17 protein-coding genes are annotated in these 18,529 nt (G+C 69.2%); 11 read left to right on the top strand and 6 right to left on the bottom strand.

What is annotated here, in order from left to right:
• The first annotated feature begins 8 nt into the window (after positions 1 to 8).
• On the top strand, positions 9 to 1,001 hold the full coding sequence (locus tag AC0IWM_RS11880) for a substrate-binding domain-containing protein (protein ID WP_471755168.1): 993 nt from the start codon (positions 9 to 11) through the stop codon (positions 999 to 1,001).
• On the opposite strand, the gene AC0IWM_RS11875 is transcribed toward AC0IWM_RS11880, so the two are convergent.
• Genes AC0IWM_RS11875 through AC0IWM_RS11860 form a run of 4 tightly spaced genes read right to left on the bottom strand, consistent with a single transcriptional unit; the run spans position 977 to position 5,911 of the window.
• Positions 977 to 2,233 carry a molybdopterin molybdotransferase MoeA gene (locus AC0IWM_RS11875; RefSeq protein WP_471755166.1) on the bottom strand — a complete coding sequence of 419 codons (1,257 nt, stop codon included), beginning with the start codon at positions 2,231 to 2,233 and terminating at the stop codon, positions 977 to 979. The two genes, AC0IWM_RS11880 and AC0IWM_RS11875, sit on opposite strands and share 25 nt — an antisense overlap.
• A complete protein-coding gene (gene mobB, locus AC0IWM_RS11870) occupies positions 2,221 to 2,766 on the bottom strand; it encodes a molybdopterin-guanine dinucleotide biosynthesis protein B (RefSeq protein ID WP_471755164.1) in 546 nt (181 codons plus the stop codon). The genes AC0IWM_RS11875 and mobB overlap by 13 nt, the downstream gene beginning before the upstream one ends.
• Positions 2,763 to 4,745, bottom strand: a complete 1,983-nt coding sequence (locus AC0IWM_RS11865) for a molybdopterin biosynthesis protein (protein WP_471755162.1) — start codon at positions 4,743 to 4,745, stop codon at positions 2,763 to 2,765. Before AC0IWM_RS11865 ends, mobB begins: the two co-directional genes overlap by 4 nt.
• Before the next feature lie 8 nt (positions 4,746 to 4,753).
• The gene (locus AC0IWM_RS11860; protein ID WP_471755160.1) at positions 4,754 to 5,911 is read right to left on the bottom strand and encodes a molybdopterin-binding protein; all 1,158 of its coding nucleotides are present in this window, start codon (positions 5,909 to 5,911) and stop codon (positions 4,754 to 4,756) included.
• A gap of 209 nt (positions 5,912 to 6,120) precedes the next feature.
• On the opposite strand from AC0IWM_RS11860, the gene AC0IWM_RS11855 reads away from it, so the two are divergent.
• Positions 6,121 to 7,416 carry a c-type cytochrome gene (locus AC0IWM_RS11855; RefSeq protein ID WP_471755158.1) on the top strand — a complete coding sequence of 432 codons (1,296 nt, stop codon included), beginning with the start codon at positions 6,121 to 6,123 and terminating at the stop codon, positions 7,414 to 7,416.
• Positions 7,417 to 7,423: 7 nt separating this feature from the next.
• On the opposite strand, the gene AC0IWM_RS11850 is transcribed toward AC0IWM_RS11855, so the two are convergent.
• Together AC0IWM_RS11850 and AC0IWM_RS11845 are read right to left on the bottom strand one after the other, a co-directional pair.
• Positions 7,424 to 7,903, bottom strand: a complete 480-nt coding sequence (locus AC0IWM_RS11850; protein ID WP_471755156.1) for a GNAT family N-acetyltransferase — start codon at positions 7,901 to 7,903, stop codon at positions 7,424 to 7,426.
• 41 nt (positions 7,904 to 7,944) lie between these two features.
• Positions 7,945 to 9,942: a 4Fe-4S binding protein gene (locus AC0IWM_RS11845; protein ID WP_471755154.1), complete on the bottom strand. Its 1,998-nt coding sequence runs from the start codon at positions 9,940 to 9,942 to the stop codon at positions 7,945 to 7,947.
• Positions 9,943 to 10,228: 286 nt separating this feature from the next.
• Between AC0IWM_RS11845 and AC0IWM_RS11840 the strand changes: the two genes are divergently transcribed.
• The 9 genes from AC0IWM_RS11840 (at position 10,229) to fdh3B (ending at position 18,475) form a co-directional block, all read left to right on the top strand.
• On the top strand, positions 10,229 to 10,969 hold the full coding sequence (locus AC0IWM_RS11840; protein WP_471755262.1) for a biotin/lipoate--protein ligase family protein: 741 nt from the start codon (positions 10,229 to 10,231) through the stop codon (positions 10,967 to 10,969).
• Positions 10,966 to 11,541: a DUF6505 family protein gene (locus AC0IWM_RS11835; protein WP_471755152.1), complete on the top strand. Its 576-nt coding sequence runs from the start codon at positions 10,966 to 10,968 to the stop codon at positions 11,539 to 11,541. Before AC0IWM_RS11840 ends, AC0IWM_RS11835 begins: the two co-directional genes overlap by 4 nt.
• Positions 11,542 to 11,576: 35 nt before the next feature.
• Positions 11,577 to 12,587: a DUF6352 family protein gene (locus AC0IWM_RS11830; RefSeq protein ID WP_471755150.1), complete on the top strand. Its 1,011-nt coding sequence runs from the start codon at positions 11,577 to 11,579 to the stop codon at positions 12,585 to 12,587.
• A gap of 74 nt (positions 12,588 to 12,661) precedes the next feature.
• Complete coding sequence (locus AC0IWM_RS11825) at positions 12,662 to 13,162, top strand: DUF3305 domain-containing protein (RefSeq protein WP_471755148.1); 501 nt, start codon at positions 12,662 to 12,664, stop codon at positions 13,160 to 13,162.
• Positions 13,159 to 13,833 (top strand): DUF3306 domain-containing protein, encoded by a 675-nt coding sequence (locus tag AC0IWM_RS11820; protein ID WP_471755146.1) that lies wholly within the window; start codon positions 13,159 to 13,161, stop codon positions 13,831 to 13,833. The genes AC0IWM_RS11825 and AC0IWM_RS11820 overlap by 4 nt, the downstream gene beginning before the upstream one ends.
• A 106-nt stretch (positions 13,834 to 13,939) precedes the next feature.
• Entirely contained in the window at positions 13,940 to 14,605 is a 666-nt protein-coding gene (locus tag AC0IWM_RS11815) for a TorD/DmsD family molecular chaperone (RefSeq protein ID WP_471755144.1), read from the top strand.
• 67 nt (positions 14,606 to 14,672) lie between these two features.
• Positions 14,673 to 14,912 carry a formate dehydrogenase gene (locus AC0IWM_RS11810; RefSeq protein ID WP_055955978.1) on the top strand — a complete coding sequence of 80 codons (240 nt, stop codon included), beginning with the start codon at positions 14,673 to 14,675 and terminating at the stop codon, positions 14,910 to 14,912.
• Between the two features lie 7 nt (positions 14,913 to 14,919).
• Entirely contained in the window at positions 14,920 to 17,862 is a 2,943-nt protein-coding gene (locus tag AC0IWM_RS11805) for a formate dehydrogenase subunit alpha (RefSeq protein WP_471755142.1), read from the top strand.
• A gap of 16 nt (positions 17,863 to 17,878) precedes the next feature.
• Positions 17,879 to 18,475, top strand: a complete 597-nt coding sequence (fdh3B, locus tag AC0IWM_RS11800; RefSeq protein ID WP_055955987.1) for a formate dehydrogenase FDH3 subunit beta — start codon at positions 17,879 to 17,881, stop codon at positions 18,473 to 18,475.
• Positions 18,476 to 18,529 lie beyond the last annotated feature (54 nt).

The raw sequence follows: 18,529 nt of genomic DNA, 5'->3' as shown, positions 1-18,529 counted from the left end.
ACTTGCCGATGCGCGCGTCGATGCTCCTGGCGCTGCAAGCCGACGGCGACTGGAACGGCCTCGCTCTGCGACCCACCTTCGCCCTGCTCGACGCCCTGGCCCGCTCGAACTCCCTGCTCGCCGCCGCGCGACGCGTGGGGATTTCCTATCGCTCAACCTGGAGTCGGGTCACCGCCCTGGAGACGGCGCTGGGACAGCGGGTGGCGGTCAAGACCAAGGGGCACGGCACCGTCCTCACTCCCTACGGCCGCGCCTTGCACGCCACCTTGGCAGAGATGTACGACCGGCTCGGCCCCGTCCTTGCCGCCGAAGCGGAGCGAACGGCCGAAGCGCTGCGGGGCCTGGACGTCCGGTCGACGGCGCCGTTGCGGCTCGCGGCGAGCCACGATCCGCTGCTCCTCCGCATCACCGACGCGAATCCCGGCATCGAACTTGCGATCGCCGGGAGCCTCGATGCCCTCGCGCATCTCCGCGCCGGGACGACGGAGGCCGCCGGCTTCCATTACGGTTCGGAAGGCCCGGCACCGCCGCCGTTCGATGCTCTCTTCCGCGACCCGGATCTGACCGTGAGGCCGCTGTTCCGGCGCCAGCAGGGGCTGATGCTGCCGCAGGGCAACCCGCACGGCGTGACCAGCGTCCAGGACATCGCCCGCCTCGGCCTGCGCTTCGTCAACCGCCAGCGCGGGGCCGGCACCCGCATCTGGTTCGAGCGGCTCTGCGCAGAGGCCGGCCTCGAGACGGGAGCCATCAGGGGCGCCCAGACCGAGGAATTCACCCACCAAGCCGTCGCGGCGCTGATCGCCACCGGCGCGGCGGATGTCGGGATGGGGACGCCCGCGGTCGCCGAGCGCTTCGGCCTCGCCTTCCACCCGTTGGGCTGGGAGACCTACTACCTCGCGGCCCGAACCACCGTGAACGAAACGGTGCTGGCGGGACTGGCGGAAGCCGCCGGCGACGCGGCTGGAGCCACCCTTGGCTACCAGAGCACGGCGTGCGGATAGAAGGTGAGGATGTCCCCCCGCGCCACGGCCGTCACCCCGTCGCCGAGTTCGACGAGCCCGTCGCTCTCCGTCAGCGACGAGAGCACGCCGGCGCCCTCGCGGGGATACTTCACCGCCTCCAGGACGGCATCGGAGCCGAGGGCGACGCTGACGCGAACGAATTCGCGCCGGCCCGCCTTCTTGCGATAGGCGAAGGCGGCTCGGACGGGCTGGCCGAGGGGCGCGACGTCCATGCCTCCTCCGAGGCGCGCGAGGAGCGGGCGCACCACGAAGAGCAGCGTGACGTAGACGGCGCCGGGATTGCCCGGCAGCCCGACGAACGGCGTCCCGTCGACGACGCCCATCGCCACCGGACGGCCGGGCTTGATCGCCAGACGCCAGAACATCAGGGCGCCGACCGCCTCGACCGCAGCCTTGACGTGGTCCTCCTCCCCGGTCGAAACGCCGCCCGAGGTCAGGATCAGGTCATGGTCGCGTGCGGCCTGCCGCAGACGCGCGGCCAGCGCGTCCGGCTCGTCGCGCAGGATCCCGAGATCCGCGACCTCGGCACCGAGGCGGGTGAGCAGCGTCGCGAGCATCACCCGGTTCGAATCGTGGATCGCACCGGAGGACAGCGGCGCACCGGGCTCGGCGAGTTCGTCGCCCGTTGAGAACAGGGCCACGCGCAGGCGCGTGCGCACGGCGATCCGGTCGTGCCCCGAGGCTGCCGCGAGGGCGAGGTCCTGCGGCCGCAGGCGCCGCCCGGCCGGGATCGCGCAGGCGCCGCGGGCAATGTCTTCGCCGGAATCCCGGGCATTGGCGCCGCGCTTCAGCCCGGGGGGCAGCGCGACCACGTCGCCTTCGCGGCGCACATCCTCCTGCATGAACACCGTGTCGGCCCCGGGTGGCATCGGAGCGCCGGTGAAGATCCGGATCGCCCCGCCATCGGTCGCGATCGCCCCGGCGGCGGCGGCGCCCGCCGGAAGCCGGCCTCGGACCGGAAGCCGCGTCTCGCCCTCGGGAACGAGATCGCGATGGCGGATCGCGTAGCCGTCGACGGCCGAATTCGGGAACGGGGGCACGTCATGCAGCGCCAGGACCGTTTCGGCAGCGATCCGCCCATCGGCCTGGACAAGGGGCAGCCATTCGGTGCCGGCGAGAACGGGCAGGCGCTCGCCGATCAGCGCCACGGCGTCCTCGACGCGCATCAGGGCACCGCCGAAGGCGAAGCAATCGTCGGTCAGCTGGGCCATGGCCCCTCCACATGCGCCAGCGCCGTGTCCAACGGCTCCGCCAGGGCGAGGACCAGATCGGCAATTTTCGCGACGGCGTCGAGTTCGACCACAGGTACGGCGGCATCCGCGAAGGCCCGGTCGCTCGCCACGGCGACGATGCGGGAGTCGTCGGGGTAGATGGGCGGCTTGCCGTTGGCGACGCGATGGACCTCCAGCTTGGCGTGGGCCTCGCGCTTGAAGCCCTCCACGATCACGAGGTCACAGGGCGAGAGCCGGCGAAGAAGGTCTCCGAGCCGCGCTTCCGGCGCGTCGCCGACCTCATGGATCTGAACCCAGCGCCGCGACGAGGACACGATGATTTCGGAGGCCCCCGCCTCGCGGTGAACGTAGGAATCCTTGCCCGGATGGTCCACGTCGAAGGCGTGGTGCGCGTGCTTGATCGTCGCCACCTTCACGCCGCGGGCGACCAGCAGCGGGATCAGACTGGACAGGAGCGTGGTCTTGCCTGCTCCACTCCACCCGGCGAGGCCGATGACCCGAGCGGGATTCACGATGCCTCCGCGGGCGAGAACCCGGCTTCGCTGAGGCCTGCGCGCGTCTCGGGCTCGCGCAGGCAGGCGAGGAAGGCGCCGAGGGCCGGCCGGTCACTGTGCTCGGCCCGATAGGCGAAATCGTAGCGCTCGTCGGCGAGGGGCAGGAAACCGAGGCCGTAGGCCCGCGCCACGGTGGCGATGGCGACGCCCCAGTCAGCCCGTCCCTGCGCCACCGCCGCCGCAACGGCGTTGTGGGAGCGCGGCTGGTTCCAGAAGCCTGGCGGGCGGGCACCCTTGAGGAGGCCGTCGACGAGGGCGCGGGTGCCCGAACCGGTGTTGCGGTTGACCAGGACGGTCTCGGGTTCCGCCAGGGCCGCCGCCACGGCCTCCTCCGCTGAGCGGCCCTCGAACAGGGGATGGCGGGACCGGAAGACGACACCCTGAAGGCGCCCCCATCCCTCGGCCAGCACCATGCCGGGCGACAGGAACGGGCGGTTGTAGATTCCCGTCTCGGGATCGAGCAGATGCATCGCCGCGAGGTCGCACTCGCCCCGGGCCAGGGCGGCGAGGCCACCGGCGGAGCCGACCCAGATGGGCCGCGCGCGAATGCCCCGCTCCGCCAGCCGACCGATCACCCGATCCAGGCCGACGCAGTGGCTGCCGATGATCGTGAGGTCCGGCGGCCGGACGCCGGCGCCGAGGCGGGTGACGGACACCGTCTCACCGGCCTCCATGCCGGCACGGGCGGCAGGGATCGCGAAGAAGCCGTCGGCCTGCGAGAAGGCCGTCACTGAGCCGGAGCCCTTGGGCAGCGGCAAGGCGCGCAGGCCCGCCTCCGTCTCCGCCAGGGCGGTCATCACGAATTCCGTGCGACCGCGCTCGGAGGGAACCCGCTGGGGCAGGATCGCCGCGACGCTGGTCTCCTCCCGCGGCGGCAGACCGGCCATCGCCCGCACCAGCGGCACCACGACATCGTGGAACGTGAACATCGCCGAGGTCGGAAAGCCCGGCAGCACGACGATCGGGGTTCCCTCCGCCACCGCGAGGCAGAGCGGCTTGCCGGGCTTGAGGGCGACGCCGTGCACGAGAATGCCAGGCTCACCGAGACGCTGGAGGATGCGGTGCGAGACGTCCCCGGCGCCCTTCGAGGTGCCGCCCGACAGGACGACGATGTCGCTCCCGGCGATGGCATCGCGAAGCGCGGCCTCGAGGGCCGGTTCCTGATCGCGAACGATGCCGAGCGGCCTCGCCGTGCCGCCGTTCTCGGTCACCGTGGCGGCCACGATCGGCCCATTGGAATCGTAGATCGCCCCCGCCATCAGCGCTTCGCCTGGAGCGACAAGTTCGTCGCCGGTGGAGAGCACCGCCACGCGCGGGCGGCGGACGACGTCGATGGCGGCGAGACCGCAGGCGGCCAGCATGCCGATCTCCCGCGCGGTGATCAGCATCCCCTTGCGCAGAACGGTCTCGCCCGCGGCCATGTCGGACCCGGCATAACCGATGAATTGGCCCGGCCGCGCTGGCTGAGCGAGGTCGATCGCGGGGCCGTCCGGCCGAAATTCGGTCTGCTCGACCATCACGACGGCGTCGGCGCCCCGCGGGACGACCCCGCCCGTGGCGATCGGCGTCGCGGTGCCGGGCGTAACGGCCAAGGCCGGCGCGACCCCGCAGGCGAGGATCTCGCGATTGAGGGTCAGGCGGCGCGGCTGCGCCTCTCCGGCGCCCTCGGTGTCGGCGGCGCGCAGCGCGAAGCCATCGACCAGAGCGCGGTCGAAGGGCGGCACGTCGATGGACGAGGCGACGTCGCGGGCCAGGACGCGTCCGAGGGCATCCGTGAGCGCGACGGTCTCAGCGGGCAGGGCTCGGTGCGGCACGGCCGCCCGGAAGCGCTCGACCGCCTCCTCACGACTGACGACGGTGAGGAACTGTTCCTGGCGGGCGGCTTGGGCCAGACGGTGGAGGAAGGCGCTCTCGTCAGAGGCGATGGCGGTGGGCATGGCGGCGCTCAAAGGGGCAGGCCCGAGACGATGCTGCCGGCCGGGTATCCTTCGGAATCCGGTCCGACGAGGATCGCCGCATCGGCCTGGATCAGGCTGGTGAGTGCCAAGTCGCTGCTGCCGAGCGGCAGCAGCCCGTCGGGCATCCTTCGGGCATAGACGACCTCGCTCAGTCCGATGGTGGAGACGACCTTGCGCAGGAGCGGCGCGGAGATGCCGGCGACCGGCACGGCTCCCGACAGCGTCGCGATCAGAGCGCGGCCGAGGGTCAGGAACGCGCTCAGCGCCGCATCGGGTCGCCCCGGCAGCAGCAGGACCGCCCGTCCTCCGACCTCGCCGAAGCCCGTGGTCTCTCCCGGCTTCAGCGCGATTCCGTGTGCCTTCAGGGTTCCGGCCAGCGATAGTCCGGCGGCAGCGTGATCATCTCGGCCGAACCCGGTCCCGCCGATTACCAGGACGGCGTCGCCGTCCTGCATCCGGAGCACGTCCGCGAGCGCCTCCGGGCTCCGAGCAGCCGCAATCTCGGCGACCGTCGCGCCCGCCTCGACGATGAGGTCTGCGAGAAGCGACGACAGGGTGTCATGCTCCGATCCTCCGGCGACGATCAAAGTCAGCCGCGGACGGCGCAGGGGCAGGCTTCCGATCCCGGCCGCCTGGACGGCCAGGCGATGCAGGGGCGTGATCCGCTGGCCGGTCGCCACGAGAAGGGCGCCGGAGGCGGCCTCCGCGCCGGCGGCACGGACACCCTCACCGACCGGCGCATCGGCCACGATGGACGCGCCCTCGATCGCCTCGGGCGGCAAGATCGTATCGGCGCCGTCCGGCAAGCGGTCCCCGGCCTCAATCCAGGGCGACTTAGGCTGAGCAAGGATCGGGGCATAGGGCGAGGCGCCGACGACATCGGCCCCACGCACGGCCCAGCCGTCCCGCAGGGCGATCGGGAAATCCGGCATGGCACGCGGCGCATGGCAATCGTCCGCACAGATCCCGCCGACGACCTCGCCGAGGGGAACCGCCTCGGGAGCGACCGGTGCCACCCGTTCCATCAGCGAACGGACGGCCTCCGCCAGAGGCATCAGGGCCGAGGACGCGGTACGATGTGGGCCGGTTTCCGGTGCGGGCGAGCCGGACTCCGTCTCGATGGCGCTGCGGGCGGGAGCGATCATGTCCCGAGCGATGCGCCATCGACGAGCGATGATCAAGCACCTCCCGAGCATCGAGCATACCGCGTCACCGGGTCCCGTCCTCGTGCAGGGACATCGACGAGGCGGATCGTCTAGATTCGGATGCCGGGCCGATCTGCCGGCGCGTCGTGGCGGGAATAGCGTTGCGGAAAATCATCAAAGCCTTGGTGTTGCGGATGCCTGCCCTGCGGATGCCTGCCCTGCGGACACTCGCCCTCTGCTCACTCGCCCTCGGCGTGTCCGGGTCTGCGGCTCATGCGCAGATGCGCGGGCATGGCGGCCCGGTCCGAGCCCTGGCCGTCGCTCCCGGGGGCGGCCTCGCGATTTCCGGCGGCTTCGATCAGGCCGCGATCCTCTGGGCAATCGACACGGGGACGGCGCTCACCGTCCTGCGTTTCCATGACGGAGCGGTCAACGCCGTCGCGGCTCTCGCCGATGGCGGGTTCGTCACGGCCTCGGAGGATGGCCGCATCGCCGTCTGGCGCGCCGGTCGGCCCGAGCCCGAGCGGATCTTCGCCGAGCATGCAGGGCCGGTGGCGGGCCTGGCCATCTCTCCCGACGGGATGCTGGTAGCCTCGGCCTCGTGGGATGGAACCGCGCGCATCCGGCCGATCGCCGGTGGTCCGGTGCGGGCGCTCGAAGGACACCAGGGCAACGTCAACGCGATCGCCTTCCTGCCGGACGGGCGGCCGGTCACCGCCGGCTACGACGCGACGCTGCGGATCTGGCCGTCTGCCGAAGATCGGCAGGGCGTTCCGGTGGTCCTCACGCTGCCCACCATTCTGAACGCCCTGGCGGTGACCCCGGACGGAGAGGTCGCCGTCGCCGGCGGAGACGCGATCGTACGCCTGCTTCGCTCGGACGGAACGGTCCGAGCGGCCGTCGAGGTCGGGCCGAACCCGGTGATCGCCCTCGCGCCCTCCCCCGACGGCACCCGGATCGCGGCGGCGACAGCCGGCGGCGCAGTCGCCGTCATCGATCGCGCGGCAGGCACGATCCTGCACCGCCTCGTCGGTCCGGGCCTCCCGGTCTGGTCCATCGCCTGGCGACCGGACGGACGCGAACTCCTCACCGGGGGCAGCGACCGGCTGGTTCGGCGGTGGAATGCACTGACCGGCGAGCCAATCGGCCCCCTGGCGATGCCACGCCCGGCCGATGCGCTGGCCGCGTATCACGGAGATCGCGGCGCCGAGGTGTTCCGGGCCTGCGTCGCCTGCCACGCCCTCACCCCCGAGGACGGGCCCCGAGCCGGTCCGACGCTCGCCGGCATCATAGGCCGGCGGATCGCGACCGCACCGGGCTACCGCTACTCCAACGCCCTGAAGGGCATGGACCTCGTCTGGGACGCGCGCACCATCGCGCAGCTCTTCGAGGTCGGCCCCGCCCGCTACACCCCCGGAACGCGCATGCCGGAACAGACGATCACCCGGGCGGAAGATCGCGAGGCGCTGGTCAAGTTCCTGGAGAGCGCCACGGCGACGCGCTGAGGCGGCCTCACAAATCCCGGATCATGTAACGCGCCTCGCTACCGTAGGTTGCGAGTTTCGCGGCCATCGCGGGGTCGGCCTCGCATATCTCGAAGCCCTGGCCCTGCCAGAACGGCACCGTCCGGTTGACCGCGACCAGAGCGAGGCGCCGGAGACCGGCCCCTCGTGCCCGCTCGACCAGCATCGCGAGGCCGGCGCGGGCATGTCCGGATCTGGAAAGGGCCGGCTCGATCCCGAAATCGTGCAGGTAGGCGCCCCCCTCCGCCATAGGCACCGGCGCCAACGATTCGTTCAAAGGCGGGATCTGTCCCGGTGGCCAGGGATACGCCACGGCGTAGCCCCCGACGTCTCCGGCCTGATGGCTGAGGATCAGGCAGAGGCCGGCGCCCAGCGCCAGCCGCTCGGCGAAATGCGCCGACTCCTCCGGATGGTCCGGGAACAAACGGTCGGCCAGGGCGACGACTCGATCGAGGTCGCGAGGCGCCATGCTTCGCCACGTCCAGGCGTTCACGGCCGCGATCCGCTCAGCTAGATCGCCTCGCCGCGAGCGGCTCGCTCACGCAGGTAGTCTTCCGTGGTGCGCGGACGATCGCGCTCCGGTCCGGCATGGGGATCGAAGCCCTGATTCACCGCGACCTCGACACGACAGTCTTCGCACATCATGAGCGCCTGAACGCGCGCTTCGCCCGCCTCGCCACGGAACATCCAGTGCCGGTCGCGCAACTTTTCCACCACCCGTTCGATGGTGCTGCGCGTGCCGAAGGGCTTGGCGCAGGCGAGGCAGGCGAAGGGCTCCTCCTCCTTCACCACCCGGCGCGGCGCCGCCCAAGCCTCGAAATCGACCCCGGGCTCCAGCGCGATGACGTTCTCGGGACAGGTATTGGCGCACAGGCCGCACTGGACGCAGAGACTCTCCTCGAAGGCGAGCAACGGCCGGTCGGCGCTGTCCGAGAGCGCATGAGTCGGGCAAGCACCGACGCAGGCGAGGCAGAGGGTGCAATCTTCGGTGCGGAAGTCCAGACCGCCGAACGGTGCTCCGGCGGCGAGCGCTATCCGCGCCACCGGCTCCGGCGCGGCCGCATGCATCTCGTTGAAAGCGAAGCGTAGAACCTCGCGCTTGCCGCCGATGGGCATGAACCGTGACGGCGCGCGGGCCGTCCGTCCGGCGGAGACCGCTGCCAGAGCAGCTCCCAGTATGTCGGGATCATCCGTCTCGATCAGCGAGACGACGGGATCGGCCGCAGCACCGCCGTAGCCGAGGCCGCGCCCCAGGGTGTCTCCGAGGGTCGCCGCCCGGCGCAGGCTGTGGAGATCGTGCTTTGGACGGTCGCGGGCGAGGATCCGGACGCCCGCAGCGCCATGGGCGAAGAGCGCCGCGAAGGATTCCGGGCCAAGCTGGGTGATTTCGTTCACCCGCACGGGCAGGACCCGGGCCGGCAGCCCGTCGCCATGGCGGGCCAGCGCATCGATCAGGGGTTCGCCATGCGCGCCATCGTGGAAGAGCACGACCGCGTCGCGTCCCCCAGCCGCCTCATAGGCCAGCATCAGCGCACGCAGGCGGCGCATCAGCGCATCGGCCGGCGGCAAGGCGTAGGCAGCGGCCCCGGTCGGGCAGACCGAGGCGCAGTTTCCACAGCCGGCGCAGATGTAGGGGTCGATCGTCACCGTATCCACGGCCGAGGTGATCGCCCCGGTGGGACAGACTTCGAGACAGCGGGTGCAGCCGGTGATGCGCGACCGCGAATGCGCGCAGAGCTCGGCGTGAAAATCCACGAAGCGGGTCTTGTCGAAGGTGCCAACGAGGTGTGACGCCTCCGTGATCAGGCGCTCGACCGCCGCAGGTTCGCGCGGATCGGCCCGCATGTAGCCGAGCCGGACCTCGTGGGCGGGAAACAGGGCGGTGCCTGCGCTCACGTCGATGACGATGTCGCAGGTCGACGTGGCGCCGTTGCGGCTCGGACCGAACAGGAGGTGCGACCGGGAGGACGGCGCCGGCAACGCATAGTCGTCGATCCGTAGCTCGAAGGCGCCGAGGCGGCCCTTGGCACCGGCGACGGTGCCCTGCACGATCGGAAAGTCGTTGCGCAGCGGCGGCTCGACGGACTCGGGCCGGGTCAGCAGAACCGTCACGTCGAGGTGCTCGGCGAGCCGGCGTCCGACCTCGATGGCGGTCGCGTCGCGACCGTAGATCAGCGCGACGCCGTGGCTCTCGATCGGCACCGTCACGGCATCCGGGACGGGCTCGGCGGAGGCTGCGAGCAGGGCCGCTATCTTGGGACCGGCCTCGCGTGCCTGCGACGACCAGCCTGCCGTCTCGCGAATCTTGGCATAGGCGACACGGTCTTCTGCGCCGAATTCGGACGCGACCTCTTCGAAGAGCGGAGACTGCAGCGTGCAGGACACCGTCACGGGCCCGCGCGCCTGCAGAGCATTGCGAAACAGGTCGAGCTCTCGGCCACAGAGTTGGTCGGCAAGCTTCAGGGAGCCAGCGCAACCGCGCGCGATCGCATCGGCATCGAGCGGCATCGTCTTCTCGCAGGAGCAGGCGAATACTATACGGTCTGACACGGACGGACCCTGGATCGAGCGAAAGGAGGATTGCGACGGCGGACGCGCGTGCGTGGCGTAGCCCCTTCGCGTCGTCGTTCGTATGCCATATACTCAAATGGTTCAAAACTACGATCCGGCATCACCGCGCAGCGACGTCGCGTCCCGCGCGCATCTTGCGACTTGTGACGCCGTCGTCGGCAGGACATGTCGTGGACGGGCGTCCGCGACCCAGAATCCAACGTCGAGCTCCGTCCGCCATCCGATGACAGTCCGCCACGCCACGACCGCGACAAACCTGATCCTGCCTCCGGCCTTCACCGCCCGGGTGGTTTCGTCGGCTGCCGGTGCGTTCCGTGAAGCGGTGACGCTGGCGAAGCACGATGGGACCGACGCTGCCGGGACACTCCTTCTCGCCGAGCGCGCGGACGTGCTCGACGTCGCAGTGATCCTGGCGCCGGAGGAACCGCTGTCCTCGGCTCGGCGCGCCTTCCTCGCGGCCATGACGGCGCTGGCCGATGCGGTCGGTGCCCACGGGCCACCCGAGATGCCGCTGACTTTCGGCTGGCCCGATGTCCTGATCTTCGACGGTGCGCGGCTCGGCGGCGGGCGTCTGGGCTGGCCCGAAGGCTGCAACGAGCATTCTGTCCCGGACTGGCTCGTCTTCTCCGCGATGCTGCTCCTCTCGAAGGCGGAGGTCGGCGATCCGGGGCTCACCCCGGCCTCGACCGCGCTCGACGAAGAAGGATTTCCGGCCGACATCCGCGACGCACTGGTGGAGAGTTTCGCGCGCAATCTCAGCCGCACGTTCTCAGTTTGGACCGAGGACGGCTTCGAGGGAATCGCGGCGCGCTACCTGGCGCACCTTCCCACCCCGGTGGGTGTGCCGGTGCGCATCGACAGGGCTGGCGACGTCGTCCTCGGCGAGTCCGAGCACTGGCCGTTGGCATCCCTGCTGCGCGAGTCCGCATGGCTCGATCCGGAGACGGGAACGGTTCGGCTATGACGGCACTCAAGCTGCCGCGTACCCTGCGGCTCGACCCTTCGGACACCTTCGTCTTCGCGCATCCGGCCGAGCCCGGCGAGTGGGCGGTGACGGGATCGTTCCTGTTCTGGGACCAGGACCTGACCGTGCTCGAAGGCAAGGCCCGCTCCGCCTTCCGCTCAGGGTTCGTCGGGGTCAGCTCCCTGGGCTTCTCGACCCTCGTAGTGGTGAGCGAGGCCACCGAGGCCGAGCGCGATGCAGCGGTAGAGGTCCTTGCCCACCACATCCACGAACGTCTCGGCGCACCGAACCGCGAAACCGCGCGGGCGGCGGCCCGCGAAGAAATCGATTTCGCCGCCTCGCTCTGCTTTGTGCCGGTCGGGAGCGTCGTGGCGATGCACCGGACGCAGAAAGCGGGCGAGATTTCGGAAGCGTTCCGGACGCTCCACCAGCGGACTGGCGGAACGCCGGGTGCCGATCGCCTGCACGCCCAGACCCGCGCCTTCCGCTTCGTGGAGACAGATGACGAGGAGCACGAGGAGCGGGCCGACCTCATCGGCCTCGCGCGGTCTCCGACAGCTTCGGGAGCCTGATCGATGGCCCATTTCGCAACCGGAGAGGCCCCGCGATGACCGAATTCTGGGTCTCCAGCGGCCACCACCTGACGCAGCGCACGGCGGGCGGCGGGCTGGCGGTCACCGATGAACTGATCCTCGCCTACCTCGCTCGTCCCGAGCTGGTGCCGCCGGAGGAGGCCTGCGCGGCGGAGCGCAGGCTCTACGCCGACCTGATCTCCGCCCCGCGCCGCGCGGTGCCGTCCGAGGCCGTGGCGGCCATCGCAGACTCGGATGCACGGGAGAACTGGGAGGTGCTCCTCGCCTTCCGCGACCGTCTGCTCGACGCACGCTCGATCGAGGCGGCCTATCTCGGGATGGTCCGCCAGGGCCTGCAGGGAATCCCCTCCCTGTTCCTCAATCAGCTCGTGCACCTGATCCTGCGCAACGCCCTCGACGGCTGCGACGACCCGTTCGTGCTGCGGGCCGCCGAGTTGATGTTCCGGCCCCAGCGGATCAGCCGTCTCGATGGGGCCGTTCTCTTGGCCGATGCCGAGGTGATCGAGGCGCGAGAAGGCGGTACGCCGCTCTCGCCGCTGGTTGCCATGCTGGGCAAGGACGCGGCGAACGAGCTCGACATCCTCAACGAGGACAACGCTTGGAGCTATTGGAGCCGGTCCGACGCCTTCTCGATGGCCCTGAACCTCGGTTCCAGCACGCGCAGCCGCGAAGGCCTCGCCCGGGTGATCGAGGTCTTCGTCGGGCACCTTCTGAACGTCGAGGTTCGGGTCGTGCCGCTCGACCGGATGGAGGATCCCGATTGGCGCTGGTTCGTCGGCCTCGACGCTGAGGCGACCCGGATCGGCAACGCCCTGTGGCGAGGCGAGACGGTCTCGGGCGATGACCAGGAGCGCGTGATCGCGATCTTCAGCCTGACCTTCGCGGACCGGAGCCGCCTGGACGACTCGATCGGTGACCGGCCCGTCTACCTGTTGCTGGCCGCGAACGAGGCGAAGCTCGTCGCGATGAAGCCGCAGAACCTGATCGTCGGACTCCCTTTCAGGAAGACCGAGGCGCCCTGCTGATGCCGAACGATTTATCATGCGTTGATGCAATGAACGCCGGGCAGGTGTCCCGCGGACCCATGCAGGATCGGGCCATGCCCCAGAAACACTTCGAGGTCGGCATCCTCGTGGCACGTCGGCGCCTGCGTGGCCCCTGGGCGACGCATGCTTGGCTTCCCGTCGCCGCGCTTCCAGCTGCGCCCCCTGTGGCGAACTGGACGACGCTATCGGAGACGGAGGAGGAAACGGTTTTCTATGCAGGCGCCTATGAGGTCCTGCTGCACCCTGCGGAAACGTCCCATTACCGCGACAATCTCGTCTCGGGTCGACCCTCTCTGTGGGTCGCCCTCCGGAAGCTCGGCGAAGACGCCTACGAGATCGCGACCGTGACGGCGGACCCCTACGAGGGTGAGGCGATGGCCGAGGGCATCGGTGAGATCGCGGAGACCGTGCCGATGCCGACGGAATGCCAGGGGATCCTGCTCGCCTTCTTCGAGGCCTTCCACGTCGAACGGAAATTCGAGAAGCGCAAGCGCGACCGCGCCGACCCGGAAGCGCTGGCACGCGGTGGTCAGGGCAAAGGGCGCGGCGAATGAGCGAAGGGATCCTGTCGCGCTGGGCGCGGCGCAAGCGAGAGGTTCGTCGCCAGGAACGCGTGCAGGCTGTGCCGGGGATGGTGACGCCCCATTCCCCGCCCGAACCTCAGGCGGCCATCGAAGCGCAGTCCACGCAGGAATCGACGACGCAGGCCGAAAGCCTGGCGGAAGCGATCGCCCGATTGCCCAGGATCGAGGATCTGACCGCGGAGACCGAACTCGCGCCCTTCCTCCGAGCCGGTATTCCGGCGGTTCTGCGAAAGGCCGCCCTTCGGAGGATGTGGTCGGTTGATCCGGCCATTCGCGACTTCGTCAGCGAAGCACGGGAATACGCCTATGACTGGAACACGCCCGGCGGCGTTCCTGGACTCGGTCCGATGCTGCCCACGGACGACATCAAGGCAATGGTCGAGCGCATCATGACCGGCCATCCCCCGCAGCCCGCCCCGGCCCCCCCCGCGAGCCCGGAGGATGATCGCGAAACGGAGCTCGTTGTCGCGCCGGTCGCGGAAGTGGATCCGAGCGCGCCTCAAGTGCTCGCGGTACAGGTCGAGCCAAACCCGCACGTTGTGGAGGATGGCTGTCATCCGTCCGAAAAAGCCACACGCGCATTTCAATCGCCACCGATTGTATCGCGCCTGCGACGCCATGGCGGCGCGATGCCAAGCTAATCCCGAGAAACGCGATTGCCGTTGCGCGAAACGCTTTTTATTATCAATCCAAACTGGGCTGTCTCTCAGGTAGAGCGGTGTGAGGCCGGAAGGGTCGAGGAGTCGAATGCGTTCCGGTGCGTCGTTTTCAGAGCCTTCGGCCGAAGCGGGTCTCGGCGTGGCGGACTGGATCGACCCGGCCGAGGCAACGAACTTGGCCGTGGATGAGGTCGATTACCTTCGCGCCCAGCAATATGATCTTCTCGCGGTCCTCCTCGGACGTTCTCCGACGTCACAGCTCCTCGATGCGCTGGCAGGTCTCGAGGGCGGGGATAGCGTGCTGGGACGGGAGGTAGGCGCTCTTGCCTCCGCGGCCAGAACGAATTCTGCGGATGTCATCGAGCGGGAATACTTTTCCCTGTTTGTCGGTGTCGGACGCGGAGAGCTTCTACCCTACGCTTCCTACTATCTGACCGGCTTCCTGAACGAGCGCCCCCTCGCCCGGGTTCGCGAGGATCTTTCAGCGCTTGGCATCGAGCGAGAGCCAGCGACGACCGAACCCGAGGATCACCTCGCGATTCTCTTCGATGTGATGGCGGGCCTCACGGCCGGACGGTTCGAGGCGGAGCCCGGCGCGGCGCGCGCGTTCTTCATCCGGCACATCGCGCAGTGGGGCGAGCGCTTCTTCGCCGATCTGGAGCACGCCAGGTCGGCACGCTTCTACCGTCCGGTGGGTGCGCTGGGACGCACCTTCCTCGAGATCGAGGCGGCGGCTTTCGCGATGGATGCCTGAAGCATCCATCCCTTTGAATCATCGCGTTCCGTCCATTCGGGCGAGAGTCGCTTGAGGAGTTTGAGCGATGGGACAGGATCAGAAGGACCAGCTAGGCCGTCGCCAGTTCTTCCGTGCGCTCGGCGGCGGCACGGTGGCGGCCGCGGCCGGCATGGCCTCACCGATCTCGGTCACCGAGGCGCAGGCCTATGACCCCGGCACGGACGAAACCCGGTCGCGCTACCGCCTCACGGACGAGGTGAAGGCGTTCTACCGGACGAACGGCTACGAGACCCTCCAGAACAGCACGAACGCCGGAAAGAAGTGAGCCTGCGATGCTGACCAAGCGCAAGAGCGGCGAGGCGAGCCGTACCAAGCATCAGGCCGTCGCCGCCGGCCTCGCGGCCGGAATGCTCGACCGGCGCGGCTTCCTGAAGAAGTCCGGCCTGACCGCCGGCGCCCTCGCGGCGGCCGGCACGATCCAACTGGGGTCGGTTCGTCAGGCGCGCGCGGCCGGGTCTTCGGCCACGTCGCCGGACGTGCAGATCAAGAAGAACGTCTGCACTCATTGCTCAGTCGGCTGTACCGTCACCGCCGAGGTGGTGAACGGCGTCTGGGTCGGTCAGGAGCCGTCCTACGCAAGCCCGATCAACCGCGGCACCCACTGCGCCAAGGGCGCGGCCATCCGTGAGCTGGTCTCGTCCGATCGCCGCCTCAAGTACCCGATGAAGCTCGTCGGCGGGCAGTGGCAGCGCGTCTCCTGGGAGCAGGCGATCGAGGAGATCGGCGACAAGCTCGGCGCCATCCGCGAGAAGAACGGCGCGGATTCGGTCTACTGGCTCGGCTCGGCCAAGTTCACCAACGAGGCGGCCTACCTGATGCGCAAGTTCGGTGCCTTCTGGGGCACCAACTCCGTCGATCACCAGGCGCGCATCTGCCACTCCACCACGGTGGCGGGCGTCGCCAACACCTGGGGTTATGGTGCCCAGACCAATTCCTACAACGACATCCGCAACGCCAAGACGATGATCATCCTGGGCGGCAACCCCGCCGAGGCACACCCGATCTCCATGCAGCACGTGCTGTCCGGCAAGGAGATCAACCGCGCGAACATGATCGTCATCGATCCGCGCTTCACCCGCACCGCCGCCCACGCCACCGAGTACGTGCGCATCCGCTCCGGCACCGACATCCCGGTGGTCTGGGGCATCCTCTGGCACGTCTTCCAGAATGGCTGGGAGGACAAGGAGTTCATCAGCCAGCGCGTCTACGCCATGGACGATGTCCGCAAGGAGGTCGCCAAATGGACGCCCGAGGAGGTCGAGCGCGTCTCCGGCGTGCCCGGCGAGCAGCTGCGCCGGGTGGCTGAGAAGTTCGCCAAGGAGAAGCCCGCGACCCTGATCTGGTGCATGGGCGCGACCCAGCACACGGTCGGCACCGCCAACGTGCGCGCCCTCTGCATCCTGTGTCTCGCCACCGGTAACGTGGGCAAGCCCGGCACCGGCGCGAACATCTTCCGCGGCCACACCAACGTGCAGGGCGCGACCGATCTCGGCCTCGATGTCACGTCGCTGCCGCTCTACTACGGTCTCGTCGAGGGTGGCTGGCGCCATTGGGCCCGCGTCTGGGAGGTGCCCTACGAGTGGCTGCAGTCCCGCTTCGACGAGGTTCCCGCCGCCGCCGGCCGCAAGGCCCGCTCGCGCAAGGAAAACATGGAGGCGCCCGGCATCACCTCGACGCGCTGGTTCGACGCCGTGAACCTGCCGCCGGAGCAGATCGACCAGCGCAGCCCGATCAAGGCGTTCATGGTCTTCGGCCACGGCGGCAACACGGTGACCCGCCTGCCCGAGGCGATAGAGGGCATGAACAAGCTCGAGCTGCTGGTGGTCGCCGACCCGCACCCGACCACCTTCGCCGCCCTCGATGCCCGGCAGGACAACACCTACCTGCTGCCGATTTGTACCTCCCTCGAGATGGACGGGTCCCGCACGGCCTCGAACCGCTCGCTGCAGTGGGGCGAGCAGATCGTGAAGCCGGCCTTCGAGTCGAAGAACGACTACGAGGTGCTCTACCTCCTGGCCAAGAAGCTCGGCTTCGCCGAGACGCTGTTCAAGAACATCAAGGTCGAGAACAACGTCCCGTCCGCCGAGGACCTGCTGCGGGAGATCAATCGTGGCGGCTGGTCGACCGGCTATTGCGGCCAGAGCCCCGAGCGGCTGAAGGCGCATATGCGCAACCAGCACAAGTTCGATCTGATCACCCTTCGGGCGCCTAAGGACGACCCGGAGGTGGGCGGCGACTATTACGGCCTGCCCTGGCCGTGCTGGGGCAAGCCCGAGTTGCGCCATCCCGGATCGGCGATCCTCTACAACACGTCGCTGCACGTGAAGGACGGCGGCAGCACCTTCCGGGCCCGCTTCGGCACCGAGCGTAACGGCCAGACGCTGCTGGCCGAGGACAGCTTCACCAAGGATTCGGACCTCACCGACGGCTACCCCGAATTCACCTTCGGGGTGTTCAAGAAGCTCGGCTGGGACAAGGACCTGACGGCGGACGAGCTCGCCACGATCTTGAAGATCGGCGGCGACAAACCCGACACCGTGAGCTGGGCCACCGACCTGTCGGGCGGTATCCAGCGGGTCTGCCTCGACCATGGCGTGATCCCGTTCGGCAATGGCAAGGCTCGGGCGAATGCCTGGAACCTGCCAGACCCGGTGCCGGTGCACCGCGAGCCGGTCTACTCGCCCCGTCCCGATCTCGTGGCCAAATACCCGACCCGGCCCGACGAGCGGCAGTTTCGCATGCCGAATATCGGCTTCTCGGTGCAGAAGGCGGCCGTCGAGCGCAACGTGGCGCGCGACTTCCCCATCATCCTCACCTCGGGCCGCCTGGTCGAATATGAGGGCGGTGGCGAGGAAACACGCTCGAACCCGTGGCTCGCCGAGTTGCAGCAGGACATGTTCGTCGAGATCAACACGGGCGATGCCGCCGAGCGCGGCATCAAGGACGGGTCCTGGGTCTGGGTCACGGGCGCCGAGAACAGCTCGAAGGCCAAGATGAAGGCGCTCGTGACCGACCGCGTCGGCAAGGGCGTCGCGTTCATGCCCTTCCACTTCTCGGGTTGGTACGAAGGCAAGGACATGCGCGACTACTACCCGAAGGGCACCGACCCGGTGGTGCTCGGCGAGAGCGTCAACTCGGTCACCACCTACGGCTTCGATCCTGTGACGGGCATGCAGGAGACGAAGTGTACCCTATGCCAGATCAAGGCCGCGTGAGAGGAGCGCATCGACCATGGCCCGCATGAAGTTCCTCTGTGACGCCGACCGTTGCATCGAGTGCAACGCCTGCGTCACCGCCTGCAAGAACGAACACGAGGTGCCTTGGGGCATCAATCGTCGCCGCGTGGTGACCCTCAACGACGGCAAGCCCGGCGAGCGCTCGGTCTCGATGGCGTGCATGCACTGCACCGACGCCCCCTGCGCCGCGGTCTGTCCGGTGAACTGCTTCTACACCACGGCCGATGCCGTGGTGCTGCATTCCAAGGACATCTGCATCGGCTGCGGCTACTGCTTCTATGCCTGCCCCTTCGGTGCACCCCAGTATCCGCGCGTCGGAAACTTCGGCTCGCGCGGCAAGATGGACAAGTGCACCTACTGTTCGGGCGGTCCTGAGCCGGACCTGTCGGTGGCCGAGTACGAGAAGTACGGTTCGAACCGCCTCGCCGAGGGCAAGCTGCCGCTCTGCGCCGAGATGTGCTCGACCAAGGCCCTGCTCGCCGGCGACGGCGAGATGATCGCCGAGATCTACAAGCAGCGCGTGATCAAGCGCGGCTACGGCTCCGGCGCCTGGGGCTGGAAGACGGCCTACCGCGAGACCGTGGCGATCTGATCGCCTCCTCGCCCCTGGAGCCGGCGGCCGTCCGGCGGCTCCAAGACGACACGC

Source organism: Methylobacterium sp. AC433 (assembly GCF_979253015.1).
Note: the sequence above shows the minus strand (reverse complement) of the source record. Positions and strands in the feature narration are given on the sequence as shown.